Genomic DNA, 26,133 nt, shown 5'->3' with positions numbered 1-26,133 from the left:
CATTTTTTGCAACTCCTGCATAAGCATATTGCAAAAGCCTCCATCATTCCTGTTTTTATTTCATCGGTCCGCCATCGTTTTTCGCGAAGTTCCACCGTCACATGAATAATGTTTTGAATGGATCGTTATTATTATAATATTCTCGCTTTGCTTGGGGATTGGCTTTTAAAGCTATATGGGCTCCAAGCCATTCCACCGCACATAGAAACAAAATCAACAATATTCCGCTTATCATCGATTCTTCCTCCTTTATGTTGTTTAAGAGTACAATAATGTATGAAACGCGTTTCAATGCAATAGTTTTTTGAAAAAAGGTGAAGAGGATGGCAAATATCCGGGAAATTGCAAAAGAAGCAGGAGTTTCGGTTGCGACGGTTTCACGAGTATTAAACGGATATCCTTACGTGAAGGAAGAAAAGCGAAATGCAGTATGGGAAGCGGTAGAAAAATTGAATTATACAAAAAATATTAATGCGGTTCATCTAGCGAAAGGGAAAACGTCGATTGTCGGGGTCATTCTTCCATATGTGAATCATCCGTATTTCGCTACAGTATTGGAAGGAATATCAAAAGAAGCGCTTCGTCATCGGTATCACCTTTTGTTATTTCAAACGAATTACGATGTGGAAAAGGAATTAGAGGCGCTTGAGATGATGCGGATGAAACAAGTCGATGGGCTTATTATTTGTTCACATGTGGCAGACTGGAGCGTCATTGAGGAATATAAGGAAGATGGACCGATCGTATTATGCGAAGACGTCCAAGATAAAGATTTTTTATCCGTCTATATTGACCATTACGAGGCGTTTACGAAGGCTTTGAGCTATTTGATTCAAAAAGGGCATCGGCATATCGGCTATTGTATCGGAAGAACGACAGGGGCAAATAGTAAAGCACGAGAAGCGGCATATTATGATACGTTGCGGAAAATTGGCGTTGAGCCTCGAAAAGAGTGGATTTTTGATCGTTGTTTATATATGGAAGACGGAAAGCGGGTGATCCGTCAATGGATGGAGCTGTCCGAAAAGCCGAGCGCTTTGCTTGTATCAAGCGATCAAGTGGCGGCGGGCATCGTGTTGTGGGGAAAAAAAGAAGGGGTAAACGTCCCCGATGACCTTGCGGTTGTTAGTTTTGATAATCATCCGATTTCAGAACCGCTGCAAATTACGACGATGGAGCTGCCGCTTGCGCTGATGGGAACGAAGGCCTTTCGTCTCATTTATCATTACATCGAAACGGGGAATATCGTGAAGAAAAAGGAAAAACTGCCTATTCGTTTTATGGAACGCTCATCGGTATAAAAACATGGCATTATATGTGTTTCATCATATATCGGTTTACTGGGCGTCCAATTCCGCCATATTGAACATCGAGAGTGACTACCCCTTTCTTTTCTAAGTATTCTAAATAGCGGCGGGCAGTTACCCGGGCGATGCCGACTCCTTCGGCAACTTCCTCGGCGGAAACAGGTTCTGTTTGCTTGCGGAGATAACGAACGATTTTTTGCAATGTGACTTCGTTTAATCCTTTTGGCAGCCCGCTGCGAGGCTCGAACGTTTGGGATTCTGTTGTCTGTAGAAGAGCGTCCAACTCTTTTTGCGTTAATGTTTCTTTTTCATTTAGCATTTGACGAAATGAATGATAATTTTCTAGTGCTTGCTTAAGACGTTCGAATTTAAACGGTTTCATGATATAATCGAAAGCGCCGTTTTGCAATACGCGGCGTACGGTATCGATATCGCTTGCTGCTGTAATGGCGATAACATCTACTTCATATCCTTCGGAACGAATTTCTTGCAATGTTTCAAGACCATCTTTGTGAGGCATGTAAATATCGATAATCACTAAATCGGGACGAAGTTTACGGATTAATTGCATCCCTTCCATACCATTCCTAGCGATTCCAACAACAGTAAACCCTTTCACTTGTTCGATAAATTGACGATTTACTTCCTGCACCATCGGGTCATCTTCAATAAGCAGTACGCGGTACATTTTTCCCTCTCCTTACATGTCAAAGGTAATCGTAAATATCGTTCCTTTTCCTTTTTCCGACTTCACATCAATATGCCCTTTCCCTTTTTCCACAATGTGCTTGACTAAGTACAAACCGATACCCCGTCCATTTTTGCCTTTGGTAGAGAACCCTTCCTCGAAAATGCGGTCGAGATGCTCCGGATCAATACCTTGGCCGTTGTCTTCCACCGAGAGAGAACAAATTTCCTCATTTTGTTCAATACTTACATATATTTCCTTTTCTCGATCGGTAATGCCTTGAAAGGAATCAAAGGCGTTTTCAATCAAGTTTCCAAGAATGACGACGAAATCATGATGATCTAATGCAGGTGGAAAAGCATGCAGACGGCTATGACGGTCAATGATGACACGAATGCCTAGTTCTTTGCCGCGACGGATTTTACTAAGAAGAAGACCAGAAATACTTTCGTCTTTAATATGTTTGCTTAAAAAACGCGTTAACTCTTCTTGCTCTTCCGTAACTTGAAACACGTATTCAAGCGCTTTTTCTTGATGTCCTAATTGAATTAATCCGGCGATCGTATGAAGTTTATTCATATACTCATGATTTTGCACGCGCAGAGCACTTACAAACGCTTTCACACCTGTCAATTCTTCGGCAAGCTTCTTCACCTCGGTACGATCTTGGAAAATAGCGATGGCACCGACGGTTTTGCCGTTCACTCTAATTGGAATGCGATTGCTCCAAATCGTTAAGTTTCCTATTTGCAATTCTTTGTTATAAATAGGCTGATCAATTTCTAATATTTCAGGTAGACGTGTGTCTGGAATAATAGCACGAATTGGTTTACCGATAACGTCTCCTTTGACTCCAAACATTCGTTTAGCCCGATCATTAAAAATTGTAATGTTTTCATTACTATCGATCGCAATGACTCCTTCATGCATGGCGTTAAAGGCTTCTGTCCGTTCAACAAGCAGCTTGGCAATTTCATGCGGCTCCAAATGAAACATTTGCCGCTTAATATGAGAAGCAAGCTGCCAAGCACCGATCCCGCCAATGAGCAAAGAAAGAATGATAGTAATCGAAATTTCTTCTTTTAAAGCATCAATCACTTCGAAAAAAGTCGGCAATCGATATGCCGCAATGACGACGCCGATTTGTTGATGATCTTTATTCATAATTGGGACGAACGCACGAATGACCGTGCCAATTTCGCCGCGCGCTTTTGATGTGTAAGTATGTTCGGCAAAGGCAGGCCCTTCATCAGCGCCGCGGGAAACGCGTCCGATCATGGATGGGACGGGATGGGAAAGGCGAACTTTATTCATGTCAAGAACAACAACGTAGTCAGCGTTATGAATAATACGAACACGTTCAACAATGATGTTGATGGAAGATCGTTCTTTTTCGGTTCCAACAATATGTGATTTGATTTCGGGAAGCTCTGATACCGTCCGTGCTGTCAACAATGCGCGTTGCCGTAATTCCTCTTCTTTTGTGTGAAAAAAGTCGCCGATGACAAACATTCCGCTTAGCAATATGGAAAAGCTGACAATAAAGAAAATTAAGAACGTGATTTTCCAGCGGATAGATAACCGATGCAACACAACAAATACCCCGTCTCCGTGAAAAAATAATATAATTTTTATTTATTTTAGCATTTCTTTAACAATATGATAAAATTTGAGTAAAAACTTATCAATAAACGGTGTGGAATATGAGAAAACGATGGTGGGTGTTATCTCTTATTTTGCTTGTTTGTTTAGGATGTGCAGGGTTCTTACTAAAACAGCATTTTCGCAATGAAAATATGGTGTATGATGATGAACAGCAAGGGTTAAAAAAGCAAATTGTTATTCATTTTAGCCATGTAGTAGCGGAAAATACACCGAAAGGATTAGCGGCGCAAAAGTTTGCGGAGCTTGTAGAGAAAAAAACAAATGGCCGTGTAAAAGTTGAAGTGTATCCGAACGGTTCTTTATATTCTGACGGCGAGGAAATGGATGCATTATTGCGCGGTGACGTGCAGATGATTGCTCCGTCGTTTTCAAAGGTGACGGAATTAATTCCTGAATGGCAAGTATTAGATTTGCCATTTTTATTTCAAGATTATCACGATGTGGAGCGGGCGTTTACAGGAAATGTAGGCGAATATCTTTTAGCGACGTTAGATCAGAAAGGAATTAAGGGATTGGCTTTATGGAGCAACGGTTTTAAACAAATGATGAGCACGGCTAGGCCGCTGATCCGCCCTGATGATTTTCATGGATTGCGTTTTCGTATTATGCCAAGCAAAGTGATTGAAAGGCAGTTTCGCTTGTTGGGCGGCGAACCGGTTGTCGTTTCATTTGATCATGTATACCGTTCCTTAGAAAAACATGAATTTGATGGGCAGGAAAATACGATTTCTAACATTTACTCGAAAGGTTTTTACAAATTTCAGCCATATATAACGATCAGCAATCACGGATATCTCGGATATGCGGTGATAATGAACAAATCGTTTTGGGAAAGTTTGCCTAAAGATATCCAGCAAAAAATAACGGAAGCGATTCAGGAAACAACGAAGTGGAATTTACAACAATCGAAAACACAAAATGAACAGGAATTAGAAAAAATAAAACAAAACAAAAGTATTCATATTTATGAACTGTCTGAAGAAGAAAAAAAGAGATGGGAACGGAAGTTTGCGCCTTTGTATGATCAGTTTACAAAAGAGTTTGGCGACAAGCTGCTTCGCGAGATTAAACAGAGATAAAGAGGAAGGCGGCCTTATTGAGAAAGGCCGTTCTTTTTTACGACCAAAAAGACCAAAAAGACCATTATCACCATAATATTTTTATTTTCTGAACTTTACTTTAACATAAGAATTGTAAAATGAAAGCGTTGTCAAGACGGTGAAAGGAGAGGGGAGAAATGCGGAGCAAGTTTAAAAACTTAACCGTACAAGTAATTACTGGAATTATACTGGGGATTATCGTTGGGTTTTTATTCCCTGAATTTGGATCAAAATTAAAAGTGCTTGCAGATGCATTTATTAAGCTAATTAAAATGGTCATTGCGCCGATTATTTTCTTCACGGTCGCAATTGGAATCGGCAACATGGGGGATTTGAAAAAGGTTGGCCGCATCGGTGGAAAAGCGCTTATTTACTTTGAAATTGTTACTACGTTCGCTTTAGCAATCGGAATTATTGTCGTTAATTTGATTAAACCTGGGGTAGGGTTTAATACTGATGCCGTAAAAGGCGGCGATGTATCGCAGTATACGAAACAAGCAGAAGAAGTGAATCACGGCGTCATTGAGTTTTTGCTTGGCATCATCCCCGATAACGTTGTTGGGGCGCTAGCGAAAGGCGAATTATTGCCGATTTTATTCTTTGCCGTGTTATTCGGCCTTGCTGCGGCGGGGTTGGGAGAAAAAGCCAAACCAGTTATTACCTTATTTGAACGTTTGGCCGATATTTTCTTCGGCGTTGTTAATATGGTCATGAAAGTATCGCCAATTGCCGCGTTCGGTGCGATGGCGTATACGATTGGCACATTTGGAATCGGTTCATTGCTTTCGCTTGGAAAATTAATGGCTTCTGTGTATATTACGATGGGGCTATTTATCATTGTCGTACTCGGACTTATCGCGAAGTTTTACGGGTTTAATATTTTTAAATTTATTGCTTATATCAAAGAGGAAATTTTGCTTGTGCTTGGCACATCTTCTTCTGAATCGGCATTGCCAAAACTGATGGAGCGTCTTGAAAAATACGGGTGTTCGAAGCCAGTTGTTGGGCTTGTTGTGCCGACAGGATATTCCTTTAACCTCGATGGAACATCTATTTATCTTTCGATGGCGGCGATTTTTATCGCCCAAGCTTACGGTATCGACTTAAGTATTTGGCAAGAGATTACGTTGCTCGGGATTTTAATGTTAACGTCAAAAGGTGCAGCAGGGGTCACAGGTTCTGGATTTATTACACTTGCGGCGACTTTGTCGGCGTTCCCGATGATTCCAGTAGAAGGAATCGCGTTATTGCTTGGCGTAGACCGCTTTATGTCGGAAGCTCGTGCCATTACAAACTTAATTGGCAATGCTGTAGCGACTGTTGTTGTTTCTAAGATGGAAAATGAATTTCATCCTTCTGAAGAACAACATACAGAGAGAACGAAGATGGTTGTTGCAAAGTAAACTTTAGCAATTCGACATCACCTATGCTTTTCTGCCAGTTCGATGCAACATATGAAGGCGGGCGAATTTTTACCGCTTATGGCAGAAAAGCATTTTTTATTTTATTAAAATTTGACAATGAATTTAATTGTTTTATATAATAAATCTTGAATTCGAGATTTATGAATTAAGTATTTATGACAGTCTTACTGAATAATGAATGGCATGCAAAAAAATGGAGAAATTACAATTGGAAAGTCCAGCAAGGCTGTGAAACACTCATTTTTTCCACGAAAAAATTCGTGTAAAGGAGAGAATAGACGATGGAAAATGTAAAATTAGCCATTATTTATTACAGCTCAACAGGTACGAACTATCAATTGGCAAAATGGGCGGAAGAAGCGGCGAAGGAAGCAGGGGCAGAAGTAAAAGTAGTAAAAGTTCCTGAACTCGCTCCAAAAGAAGCAATTGAATCAAATCCAGCGTGGAAAGCTCACGCGGAAGCAACGAAAGATGTCCCAACAGCTACGTTAGAGGACTTAGAATGGGCGGATGCGATTATTTTCAGCGTGCCGACTCGCTTTGGCAATATTCCTTCGCAATTAAAGCAATTTTTAGATACAACCGGCGGATTATGGGCACAAGGAAAGCTTGCCAATAAAGTTGTCAGCGCCATGGCATCTGCAGGAAATGCTCATGGCGGCCAAGAACAAACCATTTTACAACTATATACAACAATGTACCACTGGGGTGCGATCGTAGTAGCGCCTGGATATACCGATCAATCTGCTTTTGCTGCAGGAGGAAATCCATACGGAACGAGTGTGACAGTCGATCAAAACGGAAAAATAGTAGAAAATGCGGAAGCTGCTGTGAAACATCAAGCGCGCCGTACCGTTCAAGTTGCGCAATGGATAAAAAATGGAATGCAACAGTAAGATGAGGGTTTTTACCCTCATTTTTTATGCATTATATTTTGCTTTTTTTATGTACGGAAAGATAATAAAATAAAAGTAAGCAAATTCTCGAAAAGGGAGGAAAAATATGAAACACTTACAAGACCGAGTTACGTTACATAATGGTGTACAAATGCCGTGGATCGGGCTTGGGGTTTATAAAGTGAAGAATGGAGAAGAAGTCATTAACGCGGTGCGCACCGCTCTAGAAATTGGCTACCGCCATATAGACACTGCGGCATATTATGAAAACGAAGAAGGTGTAGGAAAAGCGATACGTGAATCAGGCATTCCGCGCGAAGAAATATTTATTACGACAAAAGTGTGGAACTCTGATCAAGGATACGAAACAACATTGAAAGCATTTGAAACGAGCCTGCAAAAGTTAGGTCTGGAATATGTTGATTTATATTTAGTGCATTGGCCGGTAAAAGGAAAATATAAAGAAACGTATAAAGCGTTGGAGAAGCTATATAAAGATGGACGTGTCCGGGCAATTGGCGTAAGCAACTTCCAAATTCATCATTTAGAAGATTTAATGGCTGATTGCGAAATTAAACCGATGGTAAATCAGGTGGAATATCATCCTCGCTTGACGCAAAAAGAACTCCATGCTTTCTGCAAACAACACGGCATTCAGCTTGAAGCATGGTCGCCGTTGATGAGAGGAGAAATTTTGCAAGAACCGACGCTTGTGGAAATTGGTGAAAAATATGGGAAAACTCCAGCACAAGTCGTCCTTCGTTGGGATTTGCAAAACGAAGTTGTCACGATTCCAAAATCCGTAACGCCACAACGCATTAAGGAAAACGCGGATATTTTTGATTTTGAGCTAACGGCAGAGGAAATGGCAAAGATCGACGCGCTTAATTTGAACAAGCGAATCGGACCAGATCCGGATAACTTCGATTTTTAATTATGATGCGAGAAAAAGGGGTTTTTCCGTTGTGGAGAAGCCTCTTTTTTGCAAAAACGAATTTTGTGGCGTATTCAATTTTTCTTGTTAGCCATTCATAAATTGTATGATTTGACGTATGAAAGATCGTTAAAGTACAATAAATATTAGTATACACATTTACATGTGATACAAAAATAACGGAGGGGCTGCAATGCTATTCCATCCGATGGATTTTCTCATTCTCATTGCCTTTGGCATTTCGCTATGGGCGCAATTTAAAGTATCAAGCAATTTCAACACTTGGTCGCAAGTTCCTGCTTCTTCCGGATTAACAGGCGCGGAAGTTGCACGCATGATTTTGGACCGCAATGGTCTTTATGATGTGCCTGTCGAAGTGGTGCCAGGAAGATTAACGGACCATTATGATCCGATTTCGCGCACTGTTCGTTTATCGGAACCGGTATATTACGGCCGTTCGATTGCTGCCATATCGGTTGCCGCGCACGAAGTCGGGCATGCTGTACAACATCAACAATCATATGGTGCGTTAGTGCTTCGGCATCGCATGTTTCCAATTGTAAACTTTGCATCAGGAGCGGCGCCATTTTTATTGTTGGCGGGATTTTTGTTCCAACAGCTTTCGCTAATTGGATTAGGCATTATTTTCTTTTCATTTGCCGTCGCTTTTCAACTCATTACGTTGCCGGTAGAGTTTAACGCAAGCTCGCGGGCGAAAAAATTTATGTTAGCGGAAGGCATTATTTATCCGGATGAAAAGCGTGGCGTGAACAAAGTATTGCGAGCGGCCGCATTGACATATGTGGCAGCAACGCTCATTTCGGTTTTAGAATTGTTAAAATACGTTTTAATTTTTACGCAGAGTAACAATAATGAAGAATAAGGATATAAACCTGTCTGTAGGAGGTGTGATCCGGGCGCGTTATCTGCGTCCGGAAACCAATTGGACATAGTTAATTTGTTGCTGGTGGCATTGCTTATTGCATGTACCGCTTTTTTCGTAGCTTCGGAATTTGCGATTGTCAAAGTTCGCAGCTCGCGCATTGACCAATTAGTTAGCGAAGGAAATAAACGGGCGATTGCTGCCAAAAAGGTGATCTCCAACCTTGATGGTTATTTGTCGGCGAACCAATTAGGCATTACGATTACATCGCTAGGGCTTGGTTGGCTTGGTGAACCGACGGTGGAGCGGATATTAACACCGCTTTTTGAACGTATTCATTTATCGGAGTCGATTTCGCACGTTTTATCCTTCGTTATTGCCTTTTCGACGATTACGTTTCTTCACGTCGTTGTCGGCGAGCTGGCTCCAAAAACGTTTGCCATCCACAAAGCTGAGGCGATTACGCTGCTTACAGCCCAACCGCTTATTTTATTTTATAAAGTGATGTATCCGTTTATTTGGACGCTCAACAATTCCGCGCGCCTCGTCGCCAGAATGTTTGGGTTAAAGCCGGCAGCAGAACATGAAATTGCCCATTCCGAAGAAGAGCTGCGCCTCATTTTATCAGAAAGCTACAAAAGCGGAGAGATTAACCAATCGGAATATCGATATGTGAACAATATTTTTCGATTTGACGATCGGGTTGCAAAAGAAATTATGGTACCGCGCAAAGAAATTGTAGCACTCGATATTAATCGAAGCGTGAAAGAGAATTTGGAAATTATTAAAGAGGAAAAATATACTCGTTATCCAGTTATTGATGGCGATAAAGATCACGTTCTTGGACTTATTAATGTGAAAGAAGTGTTTACCGATCTTGTGACAAATCCATCCGAAGAAAAACAAATGAAAGATTATATCCGCCCAATCATTCAAGTGATTGAATCAATCGCGATCCATGATTTGCTTGTGAAAATGCAGAAAGAACGCATCCACATGGCCATTTTAGTCGATGAATATGGCGGTACGTCGGGACTTGTTACTGTCGAGGATATTTTAGAAGAAATTGTTGGAGAAATTCAAGATGAATTTGATGTAGACGAAATTCCGTTGATCCAAAAAATTGATGAAACACGTACGATTATCGACGGGAAAGTGCTGATTAGCGAAGTGAACGATTTGTTTGGCCTCTCCATTGATGATGAGGATGTCGATACGATTGGAGGATGGATTTTAACGAAGCATTATGATATTAAAGTAGGCGATAGCGTCGAAATTGATAATTACTTGTTTACGGTGAAGGAGATGGATGGTCACCACGTGAAGACGCTAGAAGTCGTGAAACAGGAGAAAGAAGAGAGAGCAGCGGATAATGAACTCAGTGAAAAAGAGGAGTTGCATTTATAAGGCAGACGTTTATAGGACGTCTGCCTTTTATGGTGGATCCATGTAAAACCGAGCGATATCAACAGGAAAATCATCAACGTGAGCGATGCATGAAATCATTTCGTTCGTAAAAGGATGCAAAAATGATAGTTTAACGGCGTGAAGTGCTTGTCGATGAAATGTGTCTTTTCCGCCATAAAGAACATCTCCGACTAACGGATGACCGATGTAACTCATATGGACGCGGATTTGATGCGTGCGCCCGGTATCGAGGGAAAGCTCTACGAGCGATGTTTGTTCATCGGGAAACGTATGTAAGACGCGGTAGTGCGTTACCGCTTTTGCACCCGTTTTCGAAACTCTGCGTCTCGTCGGATGATGGCGATCGCGTCCAATCGGCGCAGAAATCGTTCCTGATTTATTTTTTAGGATGCCATGGACGAGCGCTACATACGTCCGTTTGATATGCCGTTTTTCCAACATCCGATCAAGCGTGGCTCCTGCAAGCGTATGTTTGGCAAACAAAATCGTTCCCGATGTGTCACGATCAAGCCGGTGAACATGCCGTACTTTCGTCAAAATCCCCTGTGATTGTAAATAAAAAGCGACCGCGTTCGCTAAAGTCCCTATTTGAGAAGGTTCAGAAGGATGGATATCGATTCCAGCGCCTTTATTAATAATAAGGAGATGCTCATCCTCCCATAAAACGGAAAGTTCTCGATATTCAGGAATAATGATGGAAGGTTCAGGTTTATAAAGATACAACTGCAGGCGGTCTTTTTCTTTTAATGGCATTTGCCACGATACTTCTTTTCCGTTGAGCTTGATTCCTTTTTCCATTCGCAGCTGATGAGCTAACTTTTTAGAGGCGCACCATACTTCTTTTAACAACGATTCAATCGTACGTCCTTCCCAGAAAGAAGGAATGACGCATTCAAGCCAGTCTCCTTTTTTTGACCACATCGTTATTTCACTCCAAAATTTTCAAAGCAGTGGAAACACTTTCTACCTCAATATATGTATCAGATATGATACACTCATAGTAGCGTTTTATAATATGTTGTGCAAGTGCGAAAAGGTGGTAAGAACATGAAAATGGTTTATGCAGCCACGCAAGAACAAGAGGAATATATAAATTATTTGGTCAATTATTTTTACACAAACATTTTTCCTTATTATTTTGATGATGAACAAATTAATAAGTTTGAAAATTCAAAAATCCTTTCATTACCAAGGGAATACGTTACATACAATGGAACGATGAAAGAAGCGTTTCAAATTATTTCATCACTTCAATCGTTAATTACTGTGATCGAATATGCAGGAAAAAGCGGAGATTGCGAACGGTATCGTGATCTATTTGAGCGGAACGCCAAATTACTTAGGCGGTACGGTATTACGTTTCCGTTTACGATCGAGCAGTTTATGAGCAAGCGTCATTACCCATGCAGCATGTATTTGCCTTCGCAAAGCGATTGGTTAATGTAAAATGGAGCTCGTCCATCACAGGGAGAGCTCCTTATTTATTGCTATGTTGAATCGAAGAAAACCAGTCACGAAAAACTGCTTTTTCATGATAGCCATCGATTCGTTTTACTTCTTTCCCTTTTTCATAATGAACAAGGGTTGGTGTTCCATCGATATGGTACTTATCCCATCCATCTTCAAATTCAAGCAAATTAAACATTTTTAAATCAATGCCCATTTGTTTTGCCAAAGGGACGACGATCGGAGTTGTTTTTTTACAGTGCGGACAAGTCGGACTGTAAAAATAGACGGTGACCGTTTCTTTGTTTTTTAACTTCTGTTCTAATTCGTCCGGCAAAATGATGTTTTGATAATTTGGATCATCAAGCTGCGCAACGGTTGCGGGGTCAAGTTCTTCTTTATGATAAGGATTATTTTTGACGGCTTGTTTTTGCTGATACGATGTGATAAAGGCGATCGCCGCAAACAGCGCTACAATAATCGATCCGAAGATAAGGAGCTTTTTCAACTTCATTTCCCTTCTTTCTCTTTATGAATAATGAAGATGCTTAATACACTAATGAGAAAAAATGCAACTAACGCTAAAAATGGAATCGTAATAAAGCCAAGCCAATTAATGTACTGTCCCGTGCAAGGGATGCGGCCGCACGAAATCGCATGGGTTTGGAAAAACGGAATTTTTTGCAGAGCATAATGGTAAAGCGAAATCGTTCCACCGATGATGGATAATGCAAGGCTATAGCGAGCGATGCCATATTCTTTCCGAATGACTGCAAGCCCTAACAAAATCACCTGTGGATACATAAAAATGCGTTGAAACCAGCAAAGATCACAAGGGATAAATTTTAAAATTTCGGAAAAGTAAAGACTTCCAAGCGTCGCGATCAATGAAATTCCCCAAGCGCCAATAAGCGCGTTTTCCAATGTTTTGGCATTGTTATTCATCCTGTAGTCCCCTTATTTCTCATGTTTATTGCCATTTTCATTATATTGGACGAAAAGGAGAATGTAAAATTTTAATAAAATATATAAGCCGCTATTTTTATTTTATAGTACAATGCTTGTGTACAACTGTACATAGAGGTGAGAAATTTGGAACGAGCATGGTGGAAAGAGGCGGTTGTGTATCAAATTTATCCGCGCAGTTTTTACGATTCCAACGGGGATGGCATTGGCGATATCCGCGGTATTATCGCTAAACTTGATTATTTAAAAGAACTTGGCGTGGATGTTGTATGGTTATCTCCGGTATATAAATCGCCAAATGATGACAACGGATATGATATAAGCGATTATCGGGAGATTATGGATGAATTTGGTACGATGGAAGATTGGGAAGAAATGCTTGAGGAAATGCACAAACGCGGGATTAAGCTAGTGATGGATTTAGTCGTCAATCATACATCAGATGAGCATCCGTGGTTTATCGAATCAAGAAAGTCAAAGGACAATCCGTATCGCGACTACTATATATGGCGGCCTGGAAAAGATGGAAAGGAACCGAACAATTGGGAGTCAAATTTTAGCGGTTCAGCGTGGGAATATGACGAAACGACGGGAGAATATTATTTGCATCTTTTTTCAAAAAAACAACCAGATTTAAACTGGGAAAATCCAAAAGTGCGCCGCGAAGTGTATGACATAATGAAGTTTTGGCTTGATAAAGGCGTCGACGGCTTCCGAATGGATGTCATCAACATGATTTCGAAAGTGCCAGAATTACCGGACGGAAAACCGCAGGAAGGGAAGAAATACGCTTCGGGAAGCAAGTATTTTATGAACGGTCCGCGCGTTCATGAATTTTTGCAAGAGATGAATCGGGAAGTGTTGTCGAAATACGACATTATGACAGTAGGAGAAACGCCGGGAGTCACACCAAAAGAGGGAATTTTATATACCAACCCATCGCGTCATGAGTTAAACATGGTGTTTCAATTCGAGCATGTTGGTTTAGATTCCGGACCTGGAGGAAAATGGGATATTCGTCCATGGTCGTTGGCCGATTTGAAAAAAACGATGACAAAATGGCAAAAAGAGCTAGAAGGAAAAGGATGGAACAGTCTTTACTTAAACAATCATGATCAGCCACGCGCTGTTTCACGTTTTGGCGATGATGGAAAGTATCGTGTGGAATCGGCGAAAATGCTTGCAACATTTCTCCATATGATGCAAGGAACACCGTATATTTACCAAGGTGAAGAGATCGGAATGACCAATGTGCGCTTCCCGTCGATTGAATACTACCGCGATATTGAAACGTTGAACATGTATAAAGAACGTGTGGAAGAATATGGTGAAGATCCGCAAAAAGTGATGGAGAAAATTTATTATAAAGGGCGTGACAACGCGCGCACACCGATGCAGTGGGATGACAGCGAAAACGCAGGATTTACAACGGGGACGCCATGGATTCCAGTAAATCCAAATTATAAGGAAATCAACGTAAAAGAGGCTTTAGCGGATCCAAATTCGGTGTTTCATTATTATAAAAAATTAATTCAACTTCGCAAGCAGCATGACATTATTGTCTATGGAACATATGACTTAATTTTGGAAGACGACCCTTATATTTACGCATACACACGTACATTGGGAAATGAAAAGATGATTGTTATTACTAATTTTTCAGAAAAAACTCCTGTTTTCCGGCTTCCGGATGATATCACCTACAAAACAAAAGAGCTGCTTATCAGCAATTACGATGTCAATGAAGCGGAAGAGCTGAAAGAAATTCGCCTGCGTCCATGGGAAGCGCGCGTATATAAAATCCGTTTGTCATGAAACATTTCCTTTTTCCGGTGCCAATACTAAACGGTGCAAACATTATTTTCTATCTATATCCTCCCGCCAATCCGTCCATAATAATCAGTGAAAGGGGAGGATCACATGAATAACAACAGCAACAAAGTTCAAGACGTTATGACGAAAAATGTAGCGACAGTTTCTCCTAACCAAACAGTTCAAGAAGCTGCGCAAATCATGAGCCAAAAAAATATTGGGGCTCTTCCAGTAGTGGAAAACGGTCAAGTAAAAGGAATGATCACGGACCGTGATATTACACTTCGTACATCGGCGCATGGAAAAGATCCAGCTTCCACTCCTGTATCGGAAATAATGACGAATCGCGTAGTCACTGGTACGCCTAATATGAGCGTTCAAGAGGCGGCAAGCGTGATGGCGCAACATCAGATTCGTCGTTTGCCAATTGTCGAAAATAACCAAATTCAAGGAATTGTCGCTTTAGGCGATATCGCGACAAACAGCGCTTCCGATCAAGCAGCAGGGCAAGCATTGACAAACATTTCTGAGCCGTCGCAACCACAAGGATAAAAAAATGAAGGATGTCTCTGACTTATGAGACATCCTTTTTCTTTTATGAAGGATATTGTATGATGATAACGAATACATAAAGAAAGGGAGGGATGTTTGGTGAATTGGAAAAATAAATATGAACAATGGTTAGCACATGAATCATTAGACAAAGAATTAAAGCGTTTATTAACAGAGCGTCAAGACGACCTGAAATGGCTGGAAGATTGTTTTTATAAAAACTTAGAATTTGGCACAGGCGGCATGCGGGGAGAAATCGGTCCGGGGACAAACCGGATGAACATATACACGATTCGGAAAGCATCAGAAGGTTTGGCGCGATACATAGAGTCCTTTGGCGAAGAAGCGAAAAAACGCGGTGTTGTCATTGCCTATGATTCGCGGCATAAGTCTCAGGAATTTGCGATGGAAGCAGCGAAAACATTGGCTACTCACGGCATTCAAACATATGTATTTGATGAGCTGAGACCGACGCCGGAGCTTTCGTTTGCTGTTCGTTATTTGCATGCATTTTCCGGTATCGTCATCACCGCAAGCCATAATCCGCCAGAATATAATGGATATAAAGTATATGGAGAAGATGGGGGGCAGCTTCCTCCAGACACGGCAGATGCGGTGATTCGATACGTCAATGAAGTGGAAAATGAACTTGATATCCATGTTGAGGACGAAGCAATTTTAAAAGAAAAAGGGCTCATTCAAATCATCGGCGAAGAAGTGGACAATGCTTATATTGACGCTGTAAAAACGGTCTCCCTTCAACCGAAGCTTGCGGAAGAAGTCGATATTCACATCGTTTTTACACCGCTTCACGGCACATCAAACAAACCGATTCGCCGCGCGTTAAAGGAACTTGGATACCGAAATGTATTTGTTGTTGAGGAACAAGAGCAGCCAGATCCGAACTTTTCCACAGTTGCATCGCCAAACCCAGAGGAGCATGCGGCATTTGCGTTAGCGATAGAGTACGGCAAAAAAGTCAATGCTGACTTGTTAATTGCGACAGACCCTGACGCCGACCGATTAGGGATTGCCGTAAAAAATGAAAAAGGCGACTATGTTGTATTGACCGGAAATCAAACAGGAGGCTTATTGCTTCATTACCTGCTATCCCAAAAGAAAGAAAAAGGGATATTGCCGCAAAATGGCGTGGTGCTAAAAACGATTGTAACCTCCGAGTTTGGCCGCGCGATTGCGCAATCTTTCGGCTTAGATACGGTGGATACATTAACAGGATTTAAATTTATCGGCGAAAAAATCAAAGAATATGAACAAACCGGTCAGTATACGTTCCAATTTGGCTATGAGGAAAGCTACGGCTATTTAATCGGTGATTTTGTACGTGATAAAGACGCGGTTCAAGCAGCGGTATTAGCGGTGGAAGTATGTGCTTTTTATAAAAAACAGGGTATGTCTTTATATGAAGGATTGCTGCAATTATTTCAACAATACGGCTATTACCGTGAAGGACAGCAGTCATTAACGTTAAAAGGAAGAGAAGGTGCGGAAACAATCCAGGCTATCCTAACATCTTTCCGCAATGAACCTCCGGTAGAAGTAGCAGGAAAAAAAGTAACCGTGATCGAGGATTACAAAACGAAAGAACGGGTAAATACTGCGGCTGGTGAAAAAACAATGATTACACTTCCGACTTCCAACGTATTAAAGTATTTGCTGGAAGACGATTCATGGTTTTGCTTGCGCCCTTCGGGAACAGAGCCAAAAATCAAAGTATATTTCGGCGTGAAAGGGAAGTCATTAGCCGACAGTGAAGCAAAGCTGCAACAACTTTCCAATGCAGTGATGAAACGAGTTCATGACTTTCTTCGCACTGCTTCGCTATCTTAAATGATAAACATAACGGAAAGGATCATGCCACATGTTAACAAACCAAGTAGCGATTATCACAGGAGCTTCTCGAGGAATCGGAAAGGCCATTGCGTTTCAATTGGCGGAACAAGGAGCAAAATTGGCGCTCGTGGGAAGTTCTGAAGGGGTTTATGAAACGGAAAAAGAGCTGAAAGAAAAAGGATTCTCTTATGTGAAGGCGTTCCAAGTGGACGTTGCCAATGAACAGCAGATGCAAAAGATGGTCACAGAAGTATTAGAAGAGTTTGGGCAAATCGATATTCTCGTCAACAATGCAGGGATCGGATTTTTTAAAGAAGTGGAAGAGACAACTGTGGAAGAATGGGAACGTATCTTTGCCGTTAATGTTCAAGGCGTGTTCATCGGAGTAAAAGCCGTGCTTCCGCATATGAAAGAAAGAAAATCGGGAACGATTATTACCATTTCTTCCGATGTCGGCCGCTACACGATTCCGAACGGAGCGGCATACACCGCGACCAAATACGCTGTTCAAGGATTTTCCGGTTCGCTGGCGCAGGAAGTAAGAAAATACGGCATTCGCGTTGGTACGATTAACCCAGGAATGGTTGATACATACTTCGCCAATTCGGTCCAAGGCGTTCCGGAAAAACGCGATTGGCTAAAAGCCGAAGATGTCGCCAAAGCAGTCGTCTATATGGCAAGCGCTCCAAAGCACATGCTGATCGATGAAATCGTCCTTCATCCGCTCATTCAACAGTATCCTATTGCATAAGCCGAAAAAGACAATGCCGAAGGTCGGCGTTGTCTTTTTTCTATACGATTGGAGCGAAGGGGGAAGAAAAATGAGCAAGGACAAGCAGGATATTCAAGAATTGCTTACATTAAAATCCATTGCCGAAACATTGAATGAGTGCAATGATTTAAAGGAAATGCTGCAGACGGTATTAAAGGAATTAATACAAGTGATGAGATTGCAATGCGGCTGGATTTTTTTTGTTCATCCAAAAGAAGGATACTCTCTTATTGCTGACTATCAATTACCTCCTGCACTGACATGGGAAAATAAGAAGCCGATGTGCGAAGGAGGCTGTTGGTGTTTGGAACGGTACAGAGATGGGCGGCTGCAGCGGGCAGCGAATGTCATTGAATGCAAGCGGCTTGAAAAGGCAATCGAAGAGCAATGGGGAGATACCAATGGCGTTACCCACCACGCGAGCATTCCTCTTCGTGCAGGGGATGAGAAATTTGGAGTGCTCAATGTAGCTGCTCCGCATAAAACGAGTTTTACAAATAAAGAACTGGCATTATTAGAAGCGGTTGCTTATCAAATCGGGACAGCAATAAAGCGAATCAAGCTCGCTGAAAATGAACAAAACCTCGCGTTAATAGCAGAACGCAACCGCTTAGCGCGAGATTTGCACGATTCGGTGAGCCAATTATTATTTTCGCTGCAGTTGACGGCCCGCGGCGCAAAAGAAATGACTCAAGACGAAACAATAAAAGATACGTTCGCCTACATTCAGCAATTAGCGCAAGAAGCCCTTCAGGAAATGCGGGCGCTTATTTGGCAGCTTCGTCCGCACGGGTTAGAACATGGGCTAGCCAACGCCTTTCAGCATTACGGAGATATGCTCGGGTTAAAAGTAACCGTGGATATTAACGGACTGATCGATTTATCTAATGAAGTCGAAGAGTGTTTATGGCGCGTGGGACAAGAAGCATTGAATAACTGCAAAAAACACGCGGGAGTGTCTGAGGTTGATATGGCGATCCACGTCCAAAAGCACTATGTCCATATGAAAATACATGATGAGGGATGCGGATTTTCCAAGACGGATGGACATCCTTTTTCTCTCGGCTTAAATAGTATGAAAGAGAGGGTCGCATCGTTAAATGGAGAAATTCATATTAAAAGTGCCGCAGGAGAAGGAACGACGATTGATGTCATCATTCCGTTGAAAAAGGGGAGAGGATAATGGGGATCAATGTACTTATTGTGGATGATCATCATGTTGTTCGGCGAGGATTAGCATTTTTCCTCAACACGCAAAAAGAAATTAACGTAGTCGGTGAAGCGTCCAATGGAAAAGAAGCGGTGGAACGGGTGAAAGAACTGCAACCAGATGTCGTGTTAATGGATTTGGTCATGCCGGTTATGGATGGCGTGGAAGCAACGAAAAAAATAAAGGAGCTGTCTCCTCATACGAAGATTCTCATTTTAACAAGCTTTTCTGATGTGGATCATGTTATTCCCGCCATTCGTGCCGGCGCGTCGGGGTATCAATTGAAGGATGTAGAACCAGATCAGTTAGTACAAGTGATTATATCTGTGTACCGAGGCGAAAATCAGCTTCACCCGAAAGTCACCACGCATTTAATGACTCATGTGTCAAAGGGAGGGGATCGTAAGGAACAACTTATTGAAGTATTGACGAAGCGGGAAAAAGAAGTGCTTGCGGAAATTGCGAAAGGAAAAAGCAATAAAGAGATTGCCGCAGCATTAATGATTACAGAAAAAACGGTCAAAACGCATGTATCCAATATACTTGCTAAGTTAAATCTTGCGGATCGCACCCAAGCGGCTCTTTATGCTGTAAAACATCTCAGACTTTAGTTGTATTGAGGCTTCGGCTATTTTCGTATGTACAGCTCCCCCGATTTGCCGGCGAAAGAAGCCATTCCTTTGATTACACTATAATCAGAAAAACAAGGAAAAAAGGAGAGAAATGCCATGCATATCGTTGTAGTGAACGGAAGTCCGCGCAAATCGGGGAGAACGGGAATCGTCGCTAGACATATTGCAAAGCAATATGGAGCGCAGCTTATCGATTTAAGTGAAGGAGCCATACCGCTATATAACGGTGAAGCAGGCCAAGAAGAGTTGCCTGCTGTGTGCCAGTTACGCGAACAAATTCAGCAAGCCGATGGCATTGTGCTTTGTTCCCCAGAGTATCATAGTGCGATGAGCGGAGCGCTAAAAAACTCTCTTGATTTTTTAAGCAGCGATCAATTCGAACACAAACCAGCTGCTCTTATTGCGGTGGCAGGGGGAGGAAAAGGCGGAATCAATGCCTTAAACAATATGCGTACAGTAATGCGTGGATTGCATGCCAACGCCATTCCAAAACAGCTTGTCTTAGATTCCTCTTGTTTCGTTGATGATCATTTAACCCAAGCGGCGGCTATGCAAGTGGATGATATCCTTTCTGAGTTGCATCGTTATATCAGCGCAGCCAAGTGGTGGAGAGAGAAAAAAGAATAAGATGACCGAAGGATGCCGCTATATGAAAGCTTGTCCGCTATTGTTTTGGTTTTTGCTTGCTTCGTTCATGCCCTTTATTGGTGTGATGATGACCAATTATCTTCATCCGATTTATATTACCGATGTCTTAAAGGAAGATAGTTCGGTATACGGAATCCAAAGTATGGTGTATGGAATTGGCGCAGCGCTCGCAGGGGCTGTAGTTCCGTTATTGCTGAGGAGAATCGGAACAGAAATAAGCATTACGATCACCGTATTTATGTATGCGATGGCGATGACGATGTTTCTTTTCGTAAAAAACACGTGGATATTTTATCTGCTTGTAAGCATTACCGCGTTTGGCAATGCGGCTACAAGGGTGGCACGCAGCTCGCTAATGATGGAACGAATCCCAAATGAGAAAATCGGACGGGTAGACAGTTTATTTCGTGCGTTCGGTTTTCTTATTCGTTCCGCCTTGTTAAGCGTATTTACTGGCCTCGTTTCATTAGAGCATGTCCTGATTCCATATGCCATATTAAGCGGATTGCTTATCATTTCTGGGCTATTGGTGCTAAGGACTGGGGAATCGGTGAAAAAAGAACAATTTCATCTGACAGGATAAAAGGAGATTTTTCTTATACATCGGTCGGAGAATTGATAGGATAAATAATGGGGAATTGGATCGAACCAATTCCCCGTTTTTTATTTACGAATAAGCGTATTGCTCAGCTCCTGTTTTTTGTTCGCTTGCCTCAAGGGCATGGTCAATATAGCGCAACAGAGCGGTTAGCCGTTTTTGAATAACCGAGTAATCATATTCAAAATTGTAGGCGTGAAGAAATTGCTCAATTTTTTTCGACAGCAAATCATCTTTTGTACGCACCATTAAAATAAGCAAATTATCCCATTCGGAGCGGTGCGTATAGTATAATGCTTTGTCATAATCGATGGTGTTCAAGTTCATGCCTCCTTTATAGAAGGAGATGTCTTTAGTGTATGATGCTTCTTGTTTTTTTTACGCTGTAAATGTTACGCTAGAAGGTAAAAAATAAATTTACCGGTTTCAAAGTGCCGGTGTTTTACTTCTTTTTTTGCTGATAAAACCAATATATTGTGAGCAGGCAAATGAGGAGAATAAATACGGTCATAAAAAAAGTGCGATATTCATCCATATATTGTTTAATTATAATCCAATTCTTCCCTAAATAATTACCAATTGTGAGAAAGGTGAAGACCCAGACAAACGCTCCGCTATAGGCATATAACATAAATTTTTTTCGATCGTATGCGTTAAATCCAGCTAAAAATGCAGCAAGATGACGGATGCCAGGGATAAAATAGCAAATAAACAGCACCGATGGCCCTAGTTTGGCAAATAATGCTTTCGTTTGCTCTATTCGCTTTTCTGTAATATGTATTTTTGGACCTATTTTCTGTAAAAACGGCAATCCGAGTTTTACTCCTAAATAGTAGCTGATGGAGATACCAGCTATAGCACCAATAAAGCCAAAAACAAATGAGATAGGATATGACATGGAACCTGTGGAAATTCGGTATCCAATGTACGTAAGTAGCAGCTCATCCGGAATCGGCATACCGACAATTCCTAACATTAACACGACCATAATGCCGATATATCCAAAATGATCGATAAAATAATGTAAATAATGCTCCACTGTATCACCACACTTTAATGTATGAGCAAAGCGAGTCAGCAGAAAATAAATGGGCTTTATTATTTGCTAATGTCCATTATAAACAATACATACGTTGAAGGAAATTTTTTATATAAAGATGGGGAAAGAAAGGTAAACATATGATTGATCAGTCGTATGGATTAAACGCGAAATATGGAATGGACTTATACGTATCAAAACTCCTTTTTTCTCATACATTGTGATAAGAGGGAAAAGGGGGAGGAGATGTGCATGCGACAAGATGATTTGAAGGAGTTGGAACGGGCGATTGCGGAGATTACGGAAATCGCTGAAGGGTTTGGGCTTGATTTTTATCCGATGCGTTATGAAATTTGTCCAGCGGATATTATTTATACGTTTGGTGCGTATGGCATGCCAACGCGGTTTTCCCACTGGACTTTTGGCAAGCAGTTTCACAAAATGAAACTGCAATACGATTTAGGATTAAGCAAAATTTACGAGCTAGTCATTAACTCTGACCCTTGTTACGCATTTTTATTGGATACAAATTCGCTGATTCAAAATAAATTGATCGTCGCACATGTATTAGCGCATAGTGACTTTTTCAAAAATAACGTTCGTTTCAGCAACACAAAGCGGGATATGGTCGAAAGCATGGCAGCAACCGCCGAGAGAATCAAACATTACGAACATCAATATGGAAAATTGGAAGTAGAAAAGTTTTTAGATGCGGTATTGGCGATTCAAGAGCATATCGATCCGTCACTGCTTCGTCCGAAATTATCATGGACTTTGGAAGATACGGAAGTATACGAAGAAGAAGAACCGCCAAAAATAGCGTCGCCATATGATGATTTATGGTTGCTCGATGAAAAAAATAAGCCGACTCCGCCACCGCGTAAAAAACGACGGAAATTCCCGCCGCAACCGGAAAAAGACGTATTATTGTTTATTGAAGAATATAGCCGTGAGCTGGAAGAATGGCAGCGCGATATTTTAACGATGATGCGCGAAGAAATGTTATACTTTTGGCCGCAGTTGGAGACGAAAATCATGAACGAAGGCTGAGCTTCGTTTCGCAAAGGAGCTTAAATATGTAAATGAGAAATCACTTGTATACGAAAGTGATTTTTTTATTTTCTTGATGTTAAAATGTTTAAATATTGCACATTTGATTAATGGTTTGCTGCATGGTTCGATAATGTTTAGTGATCATGCTAAAATAACATTTGTAATACATTTTGTCCTGGTGAACCATAAATTTCTTTGACAAATGGGAAATTGTATAATTTGTTAAATGTTAAAAGGATTGTTTCTTTTCGTTGTCAAATAATTTGTAGTAAATATTAGAAATTTAAAGGGGATATATGGCGGAATGGATGCGAAGGATTTGTTGCGTATTATAGACGATGGAGAAAATGCTGAATTGGAATGTAAAGCAGCCAAAGGCGGGTTACCGAAAGATGTTTGGGAAACGTATTCTGCTTTTGCGAATACAAATGGCGGTATTATTTTGCTTGGGGTCGAGCAAAAAGGACAAGAGTTTTTCCCAGTCGATGTTGATGCAAAAAAGTTAGTCAAAGACTTTTGGGATGGAATTAATAATCCCCAAAGGATTAGTAAAAATATCTTAGTGGATCGAAATGTAGAAATTGTTGAAGTTGACGGAAAAGAAATCGTGAAAATTTATGTTCCAAGAGCTTCACGTGAGGACAAGCCAATTTATATTGGTCATAATCCTTTTACAGGTACATATCGCCGCAATTATGAAGGAGACTATAAATGTACAAAAGAAGAAGTACAGCGAATGATAGCGGACCAATCTCCAATTCCTCAAGACAGTAAAGTTCTTCCCAATTACGGTTTAAATGATTTGAATATGGAATCGGTGAGAAGTTATCGAAATCGCTTTTCTTCTTTGAAACCAGATCATCCTTGGAATGGTTTAGAACTGAAGGAATTTTTATATAAAATTGGAGCTTTGGGAAGGCTGCGCGAAACCAACGAGGAAGGGCTAACATTAGCCGGGTTGCTCATGTTTGGGGAAGAGCGCAGCATTACAGAGTATTTACCGCAGTATTTCTTAGAATATCGGGAAAAGAGTTTGGATGTGCCGGGGGAGAGATGGACAGATCGGATTATTTCTTCCGACGGCACTTGGTCGGGGAATTTGTATGATTTTTATTTTAAAGTGATCCGCAGACTAACGGATGATTTAAATATTCCTTTTCAAATGGAGGGGCTTTTTCGCAAGGATGATACAAGGGTGCACGCTGCTCTTCGTGAGGCTTTAGTCAATACGTTGGCTCATGCCGATTACTACGGGCAACGCGGAATTGTTATCGAAAAGGAAAAGATGTTATTTCGATTTTCCAACCCGGGTGTTCTTCGGATTCCTTTGCAACAAGCACTGAAAGGTGGAATAAGTGATCCGAGAAATCCAACGATTTTTAAAATGTTTATGTTAATCGGACTTGGTGAACGGGCAGGGTCGGGGATTGAGAATATTCATTTGGCGTGGAAAGAACAACATTGGACTGCCCCAGAATTAATTGAAGAATTTCAGCCGGATCGCACGATTCTTACGTTGCGAACAACTTCATTATTACCGCAGGAAAGCGTCGATTTTCTAAAAGCAGTTCTTGGGAAACATTATAAGTTTTTAACCAATGATGAAGTATTAATTTTAGTGACGGCACATCAAGAAAATTATGTGACCAATACGAGATTGCAAAGCCTGACAGATAAAAAGAGTGATGAAATAAGCAAATTATTATCCGGACTGGTGGAAAAAGGATATTTAGAACCAAATGGACAAGGAAGAGGTACAAAATATACGCTAACGGAAATGTTTCATCAAAAGTCTATAGGGAACTCCAGATATAATCGAATAAGCTCCGGACCTAGTGCTAATAACTCCGGACCTAACGCTACTAACTCCGGACCTAACGAAAACGAACAAACAAAAGATCATGAAAAAGTGCTATTGGATATTTCTGAATTGGCAAGAAAGAAAAAGAGATTACATCCTTCCGAAATGGATGAGATCATTTTAAATCTTTGTGCAATTAAGCCGTTAACGCTCAAAGAATTAAGTCAATTACTGAATAGGCAGATGGATCCTCTTCGCAAAAAGTACATTTCACGATTGCTTAAGGAAGGAAAATTAGAACCGCTATATCCAGAGCAAATAAACCATCCAAAACAAGCATATATGACACGATCTCTTTTTACAAACCAGCATTAGGATACTGGATTCCTAATGCTGGTTTATTGTTATTAGACAAATTTCCCTTCTCATATAGTTTTACAAAATATGATGGGGAGGGGTACGAATGAAGCTTGATGGGATTTGGATGGAATCCATTGAATTAGATAAAATTGTCCCCATATACGTTGAAAATGTTTCAAAAAGAGCAGTAGAGAAAATGGTCAAAATATTAGAGGGAGGGGATCAGTTAAGCAGCCATGTTATTGTTGAAAAGGATAGAACAGAAGATAAATATTGGTTAGTCGCTGGTTTTCCGCAATACTTAGCATATAAAAAAATGAATGAAAAGCATAAAAGGTACACAAGAATATTTTGCGTTATTCAGCGATATTCGAATGAAACGGAACAACGAATTAAGTTGCTAAGGAGGATGTTCCATCATCAAACAACAAAGTGGTTAGACAAACATATGTTGATTGATCAAATGGTTAATAGCGGAGTAAAGGTTGCTACGATAGCCCGGAAGCTGGGAGTTACTCAAGCTGAGATTGAAAATTATTTTGTCCATCCGGATATTCCTTTTGACATAATCAAAAAAGCCCGTGAAAATGAAGGAAGTTTGATAAACATAGAAAAAATTCGCAAATTGCCAATCCATTCAATGCTTAAACACAAGTTATATCAGCGAGCAGTATTACCAAAAAGGCATCCTTACCGATTAACGACAGATAAGTTGCAAAAAATAAAGTGGTTACTAAAAAGGGATTACTTTAACGATTTAGGAAGAGAAGATCAATGGGAGATGTTACAACAAGCTTTAGATTACAGGGGAACATTAGAAAATATATGGGATTTGGATATTGAAAGAAGATTGAAAAGAATGTCTCAAGGGGAGTTGATATTAAAATTTACATTCAATCCAGACTCCTATAACAATGACCTAAATTTTAGCGATCTTATCAATTAAATGGGATTTTAATAAGAGATGCTTGGCGTTTAAAGTCAAGCATTTTTTATTTTCCTAAAATTACTTAAGTAATGTCATAGGTATAACATTACCAACATATTTTTATTTTAAATAATTTGGAA

The 26,133-nt window shown here is 40.7% G+C and carries 25 protein-coding genes and 1 pseudogene; 19 read left to right on the top strand and 7 right to left on the bottom strand.

Features of this window, described 5'->3' with window-relative positions:
* Positions 1 to 323: 323 nt before the first annotated feature.
* Positions 324 to 1,301 (top strand): LacI family DNA-binding transcriptional regulator, encoded by a 978-nt coding sequence (locus QSJ37_RS08580; RefSeq protein ID WP_285754695.1) that lies wholly within the window; start codon positions 324 to 326, stop codon positions 1,299 to 1,301.
* A gap of 10 nt (positions 1,302 to 1,311) precedes the next feature.
* Here QSJ37_RS08580 and QSJ37_RS08575 read toward each other — a convergent pair whose 3' ends face one another.
* Both QSJ37_RS08575 and QSJ37_RS08570 read right to left on the bottom strand, forming a co-directional pair.
* A complete protein-coding gene (locus QSJ37_RS08575) occupies positions 1,312 to 1,995 on the bottom strand; it encodes a response regulator (protein ID WP_285754694.1) in 684 nt (227 codons plus the stop codon).
* A 12-nt stretch (positions 1,996 to 2,007) separates the two neighbouring features.
* A complete protein-coding gene (locus tag QSJ37_RS08570) occupies positions 2,008 to 3,585 on the bottom strand; it encodes an ATP-binding protein (protein ID WP_285754798.1) in 1,578 nt (525 codons plus the stop codon).
* Between the two features lie 113 nt (positions 3,586 to 3,698).
* On the opposite strand from QSJ37_RS08570, the gene QSJ37_RS08565 reads away from it, so the two are divergent.
* The 6 genes from QSJ37_RS08565 (at position 3,699) to QSJ37_RS08540 (ending at position 10,304) form a co-directional block, all read left to right on the top strand.
* Positions 3,699 to 4,739 (top strand): TRAP transporter substrate-binding protein, encoded by a 1,041-nt coding sequence (locus QSJ37_RS08565; protein WP_285754693.1) that lies wholly within the window; start codon positions 3,699 to 3,701, stop codon positions 4,737 to 4,739.
* A gap of 158 nt (positions 4,740 to 4,897) precedes the next feature.
* Positions 4,898 to 6,163 carry a dicarboxylate/amino acid:cation symporter gene (locus QSJ37_RS08560; protein WP_285754692.1) on the top strand — a complete coding sequence of 422 codons (1,266 nt, stop codon included), beginning with the start codon at positions 4,898 to 4,900 and terminating at the stop codon, positions 6,161 to 6,163.
* Between the two features lie 302 nt (positions 6,164 to 6,465).
* A complete protein-coding gene (gene wrbA, locus QSJ37_RS08555) occupies positions 6,466 to 7,080 on the top strand; it encodes an NAD(P)H:quinone oxidoreductase (RefSeq protein WP_285754691.1) in 615 nt (204 codons plus the stop codon).
* 106 nt (positions 7,081 to 7,186) lie between these two features.
* On the top strand, positions 7,187 to 8,014 hold the full coding sequence (locus QSJ37_RS08550) for an aldo/keto reductase (RefSeq protein WP_285754690.1): 828 nt from the start codon (positions 7,187 to 7,189) through the stop codon (positions 8,012 to 8,014).
* A 193-nt stretch (positions 8,015 to 8,207) separates the two neighbouring features.
* Positions 8,208 to 8,897 (top strand): zinc metallopeptidase, encoded by a 690-nt coding sequence (locus QSJ37_RS08545; protein ID WP_285754689.1) that lies wholly within the window; start codon positions 8,208 to 8,210, stop codon positions 8,895 to 8,897.
* A gap of 60 nt (positions 8,898 to 8,957) precedes the next feature.
* Entirely contained in the window at positions 8,958 to 10,304 is a 1,347-nt protein-coding gene (locus QSJ37_RS08540; RefSeq protein WP_285754688.1) for a hemolysin family protein, read from the top strand.
* Between the two features lie 27 nt (positions 10,305 to 10,331).
* Here QSJ37_RS08540 and QSJ37_RS08535 read toward each other — a convergent pair whose 3' ends face one another.
* Positions 10,332 to 11,246, bottom strand: a complete 915-nt coding sequence (locus tag QSJ37_RS08535; protein ID WP_285754687.1) for an RluA family pseudouridine synthase — start codon at positions 11,244 to 11,246, stop codon at positions 10,332 to 10,334.
* A gap of 126 nt (positions 11,247 to 11,372) precedes the next feature.
* Between QSJ37_RS08535 and QSJ37_RS08530 the strand changes: the two genes are divergently transcribed.
* Positions 11,373 to 11,771, top strand: a complete 399-nt coding sequence (locus tag QSJ37_RS08530) for a YhcU family protein (protein ID WP_285754686.1) — start codon at positions 11,373 to 11,375, stop codon at positions 11,769 to 11,771.
* Between the two features lie 31 nt (positions 11,772 to 11,802).
* Here the strand turns inward: QSJ37_RS08530 and QSJ37_RS08525 are convergent, their stop codons facing one another.
* Complete coding sequence (locus tag QSJ37_RS08525) at positions 11,803 to 12,279, bottom strand: thioredoxin family protein (RefSeq protein WP_285754797.1); 477 nt, start codon at positions 12,277 to 12,279, stop codon at positions 11,803 to 11,805.
* A 2-nt stretch (positions 12,280 to 12,281) separates the two neighbouring features.
* Positions 12,282 to 12,716 (bottom strand): disulfide formation protein C, encoded by a 435-nt coding sequence (locus QSJ37_RS08520; RefSeq protein WP_285754685.1) that lies wholly within the window; start codon positions 12,714 to 12,716, stop codon positions 12,282 to 12,284.
* A gap of 147 nt (positions 12,717 to 12,863) precedes the next feature.
* Here QSJ37_RS08520 and QSJ37_RS08515 point away from each other — a divergent pair, with 147 nt between their 5' ends.
* The 8 genes from QSJ37_RS08515 to QSJ37_RS08480 all read left to right on the top strand — a co-directional run bounded on the left by QSJ37_RS08515 (position 12,864) and on the right by QSJ37_RS08480 (position 20,797).
* Complete coding sequence (locus QSJ37_RS08515) at positions 12,864 to 14,552, top strand: glycoside hydrolase family 13 protein (protein ID WP_285754684.1); 1,689 nt, start codon at positions 12,864 to 12,866, stop codon at positions 14,550 to 14,552.
* A gap of 105 nt (positions 14,553 to 14,657) precedes the next feature.
* Complete coding sequence (locus QSJ37_RS08510) at positions 14,658 to 15,101, top strand: CBS domain-containing protein (protein ID WP_285754683.1); 444 nt, start codon at positions 14,658 to 14,660, stop codon at positions 15,099 to 15,101.
* Positions 15,102 to 15,200: 99 nt separating this feature from the next.
* A complete protein-coding gene (locus QSJ37_RS08505) occupies positions 15,201 to 16,949 on the top strand; it encodes a phospho-sugar mutase (protein WP_285754682.1) in 1,749 nt (582 codons plus the stop codon).
* 31 nt (positions 16,950 to 16,980) lie between these two features.
* A complete protein-coding gene (locus QSJ37_RS08500; RefSeq protein WP_062756346.1) occupies positions 16,981 to 17,703 on the top strand; it encodes an SDR family oxidoreductase in 723 nt (240 codons plus the stop codon).
* A 70-nt stretch (positions 17,704 to 17,773) separates the two neighbouring features.
* The gene (locus tag QSJ37_RS08495) at positions 17,774 to 18,907 is read left to right on the top strand and encodes a GAF domain-containing sensor histidine kinase (protein ID WP_285754681.1); all 1,134 of its coding nucleotides are present in this window, start codon (positions 17,774 to 17,776) and stop codon (positions 18,905 to 18,907) included.
* Entirely contained in the window at positions 18,907 to 19,545 is a 639-nt protein-coding gene (locus tag QSJ37_RS08490) for a response regulator (protein ID WP_285754680.1), read from the top strand. The genes QSJ37_RS08495 and QSJ37_RS08490 overlap by 1 nt, the downstream gene beginning before the upstream one ends.
* A 117-nt stretch (positions 19,546 to 19,662) precedes the next feature.
* Positions 19,663 to 20,193, top strand: a complete 531-nt coding sequence (locus tag QSJ37_RS08485; protein WP_012749249.1) for an NADPH-dependent FMN reductase — start codon at positions 19,663 to 19,665, stop codon at positions 20,191 to 20,193.
* A gap of 22 nt (positions 20,194 to 20,215) precedes the next feature.
* Positions 20,216 to 20,797, top strand: a complete 582-nt coding sequence (locus QSJ37_RS08480; RefSeq protein ID WP_352177002.1) for an MFS transporter — start codon at positions 20,216 to 20,218, stop codon at positions 20,795 to 20,797.
* An 84-nt stretch (positions 20,798 to 20,881) separates the two neighbouring features.
* On the opposite strand, the gene QSJ37_RS08475 is transcribed toward QSJ37_RS08480, so the two are convergent.
* Together QSJ37_RS08475 and QSJ37_RS08470 are read right to left on the bottom strand one after the other, a co-directional pair.
* Positions 20,882 to 21,133 carry a YhdB family protein gene (locus QSJ37_RS08475; RefSeq protein ID WP_285754678.1) on the bottom strand — a complete coding sequence of 84 codons (252 nt, stop codon included), beginning with the start codon at positions 21,131 to 21,133 and terminating at the stop codon, positions 20,882 to 20,884.
* Positions 21,134 to 21,254: 121 nt separating this feature from the next.
* Entirely contained in the window at positions 21,255 to 21,851 is a 597-nt protein-coding gene (locus tag QSJ37_RS08470; RefSeq protein ID WP_285754677.1) for a DedA family protein, read from the bottom strand.
* A gap of 252 nt (positions 21,852 to 22,103) precedes the next feature.
* Between QSJ37_RS08470 and QSJ37_RS08465 the strand changes: the two are divergent.
* The 3 genes and pseudogenes from QSJ37_RS08465 to QSJ37_RS08455 form a co-directional block, all read left to right on the top strand.
* Positions 22,104 to 22,898 (top strand): annotated as a pseudogene (locus tag QSJ37_RS08465) (SpoVR family protein); the annotation flags it as partial.
* A gap of 310 nt (positions 22,899 to 23,208) precedes the next feature.
* Positions 23,209 to 25,080, top strand: a complete 1,872-nt coding sequence (locus QSJ37_RS08460) for an RNA-binding domain-containing protein (RefSeq protein WP_285754676.1) — start codon at positions 23,209 to 23,211, stop codon at positions 25,078 to 25,080.
* 88 nt (positions 25,081 to 25,168) lie between these two features.
* A complete protein-coding gene (locus QSJ37_RS08455) occupies positions 25,169 to 26,011 on the top strand; it encodes a hypothetical protein (RefSeq protein ID WP_285754675.1) in 843 nt (280 codons plus the stop codon).
* Positions 26,012 to 26,133 lie beyond the last annotated feature (122 nt).

The organism is Parageobacillus sp. G301, from assembly GCF_030268025.1.
GTDB classification, from domain to species: Bacteria; Bacillota; Bacilli; order Bacillales; family Anoxybacillaceae; genus Parageobacillus_B; species Parageobacillus_B toebii.
Note: the sequence above shows the minus strand (reverse complement) of the source record. Positions and strands in the feature narration are given on the sequence as shown.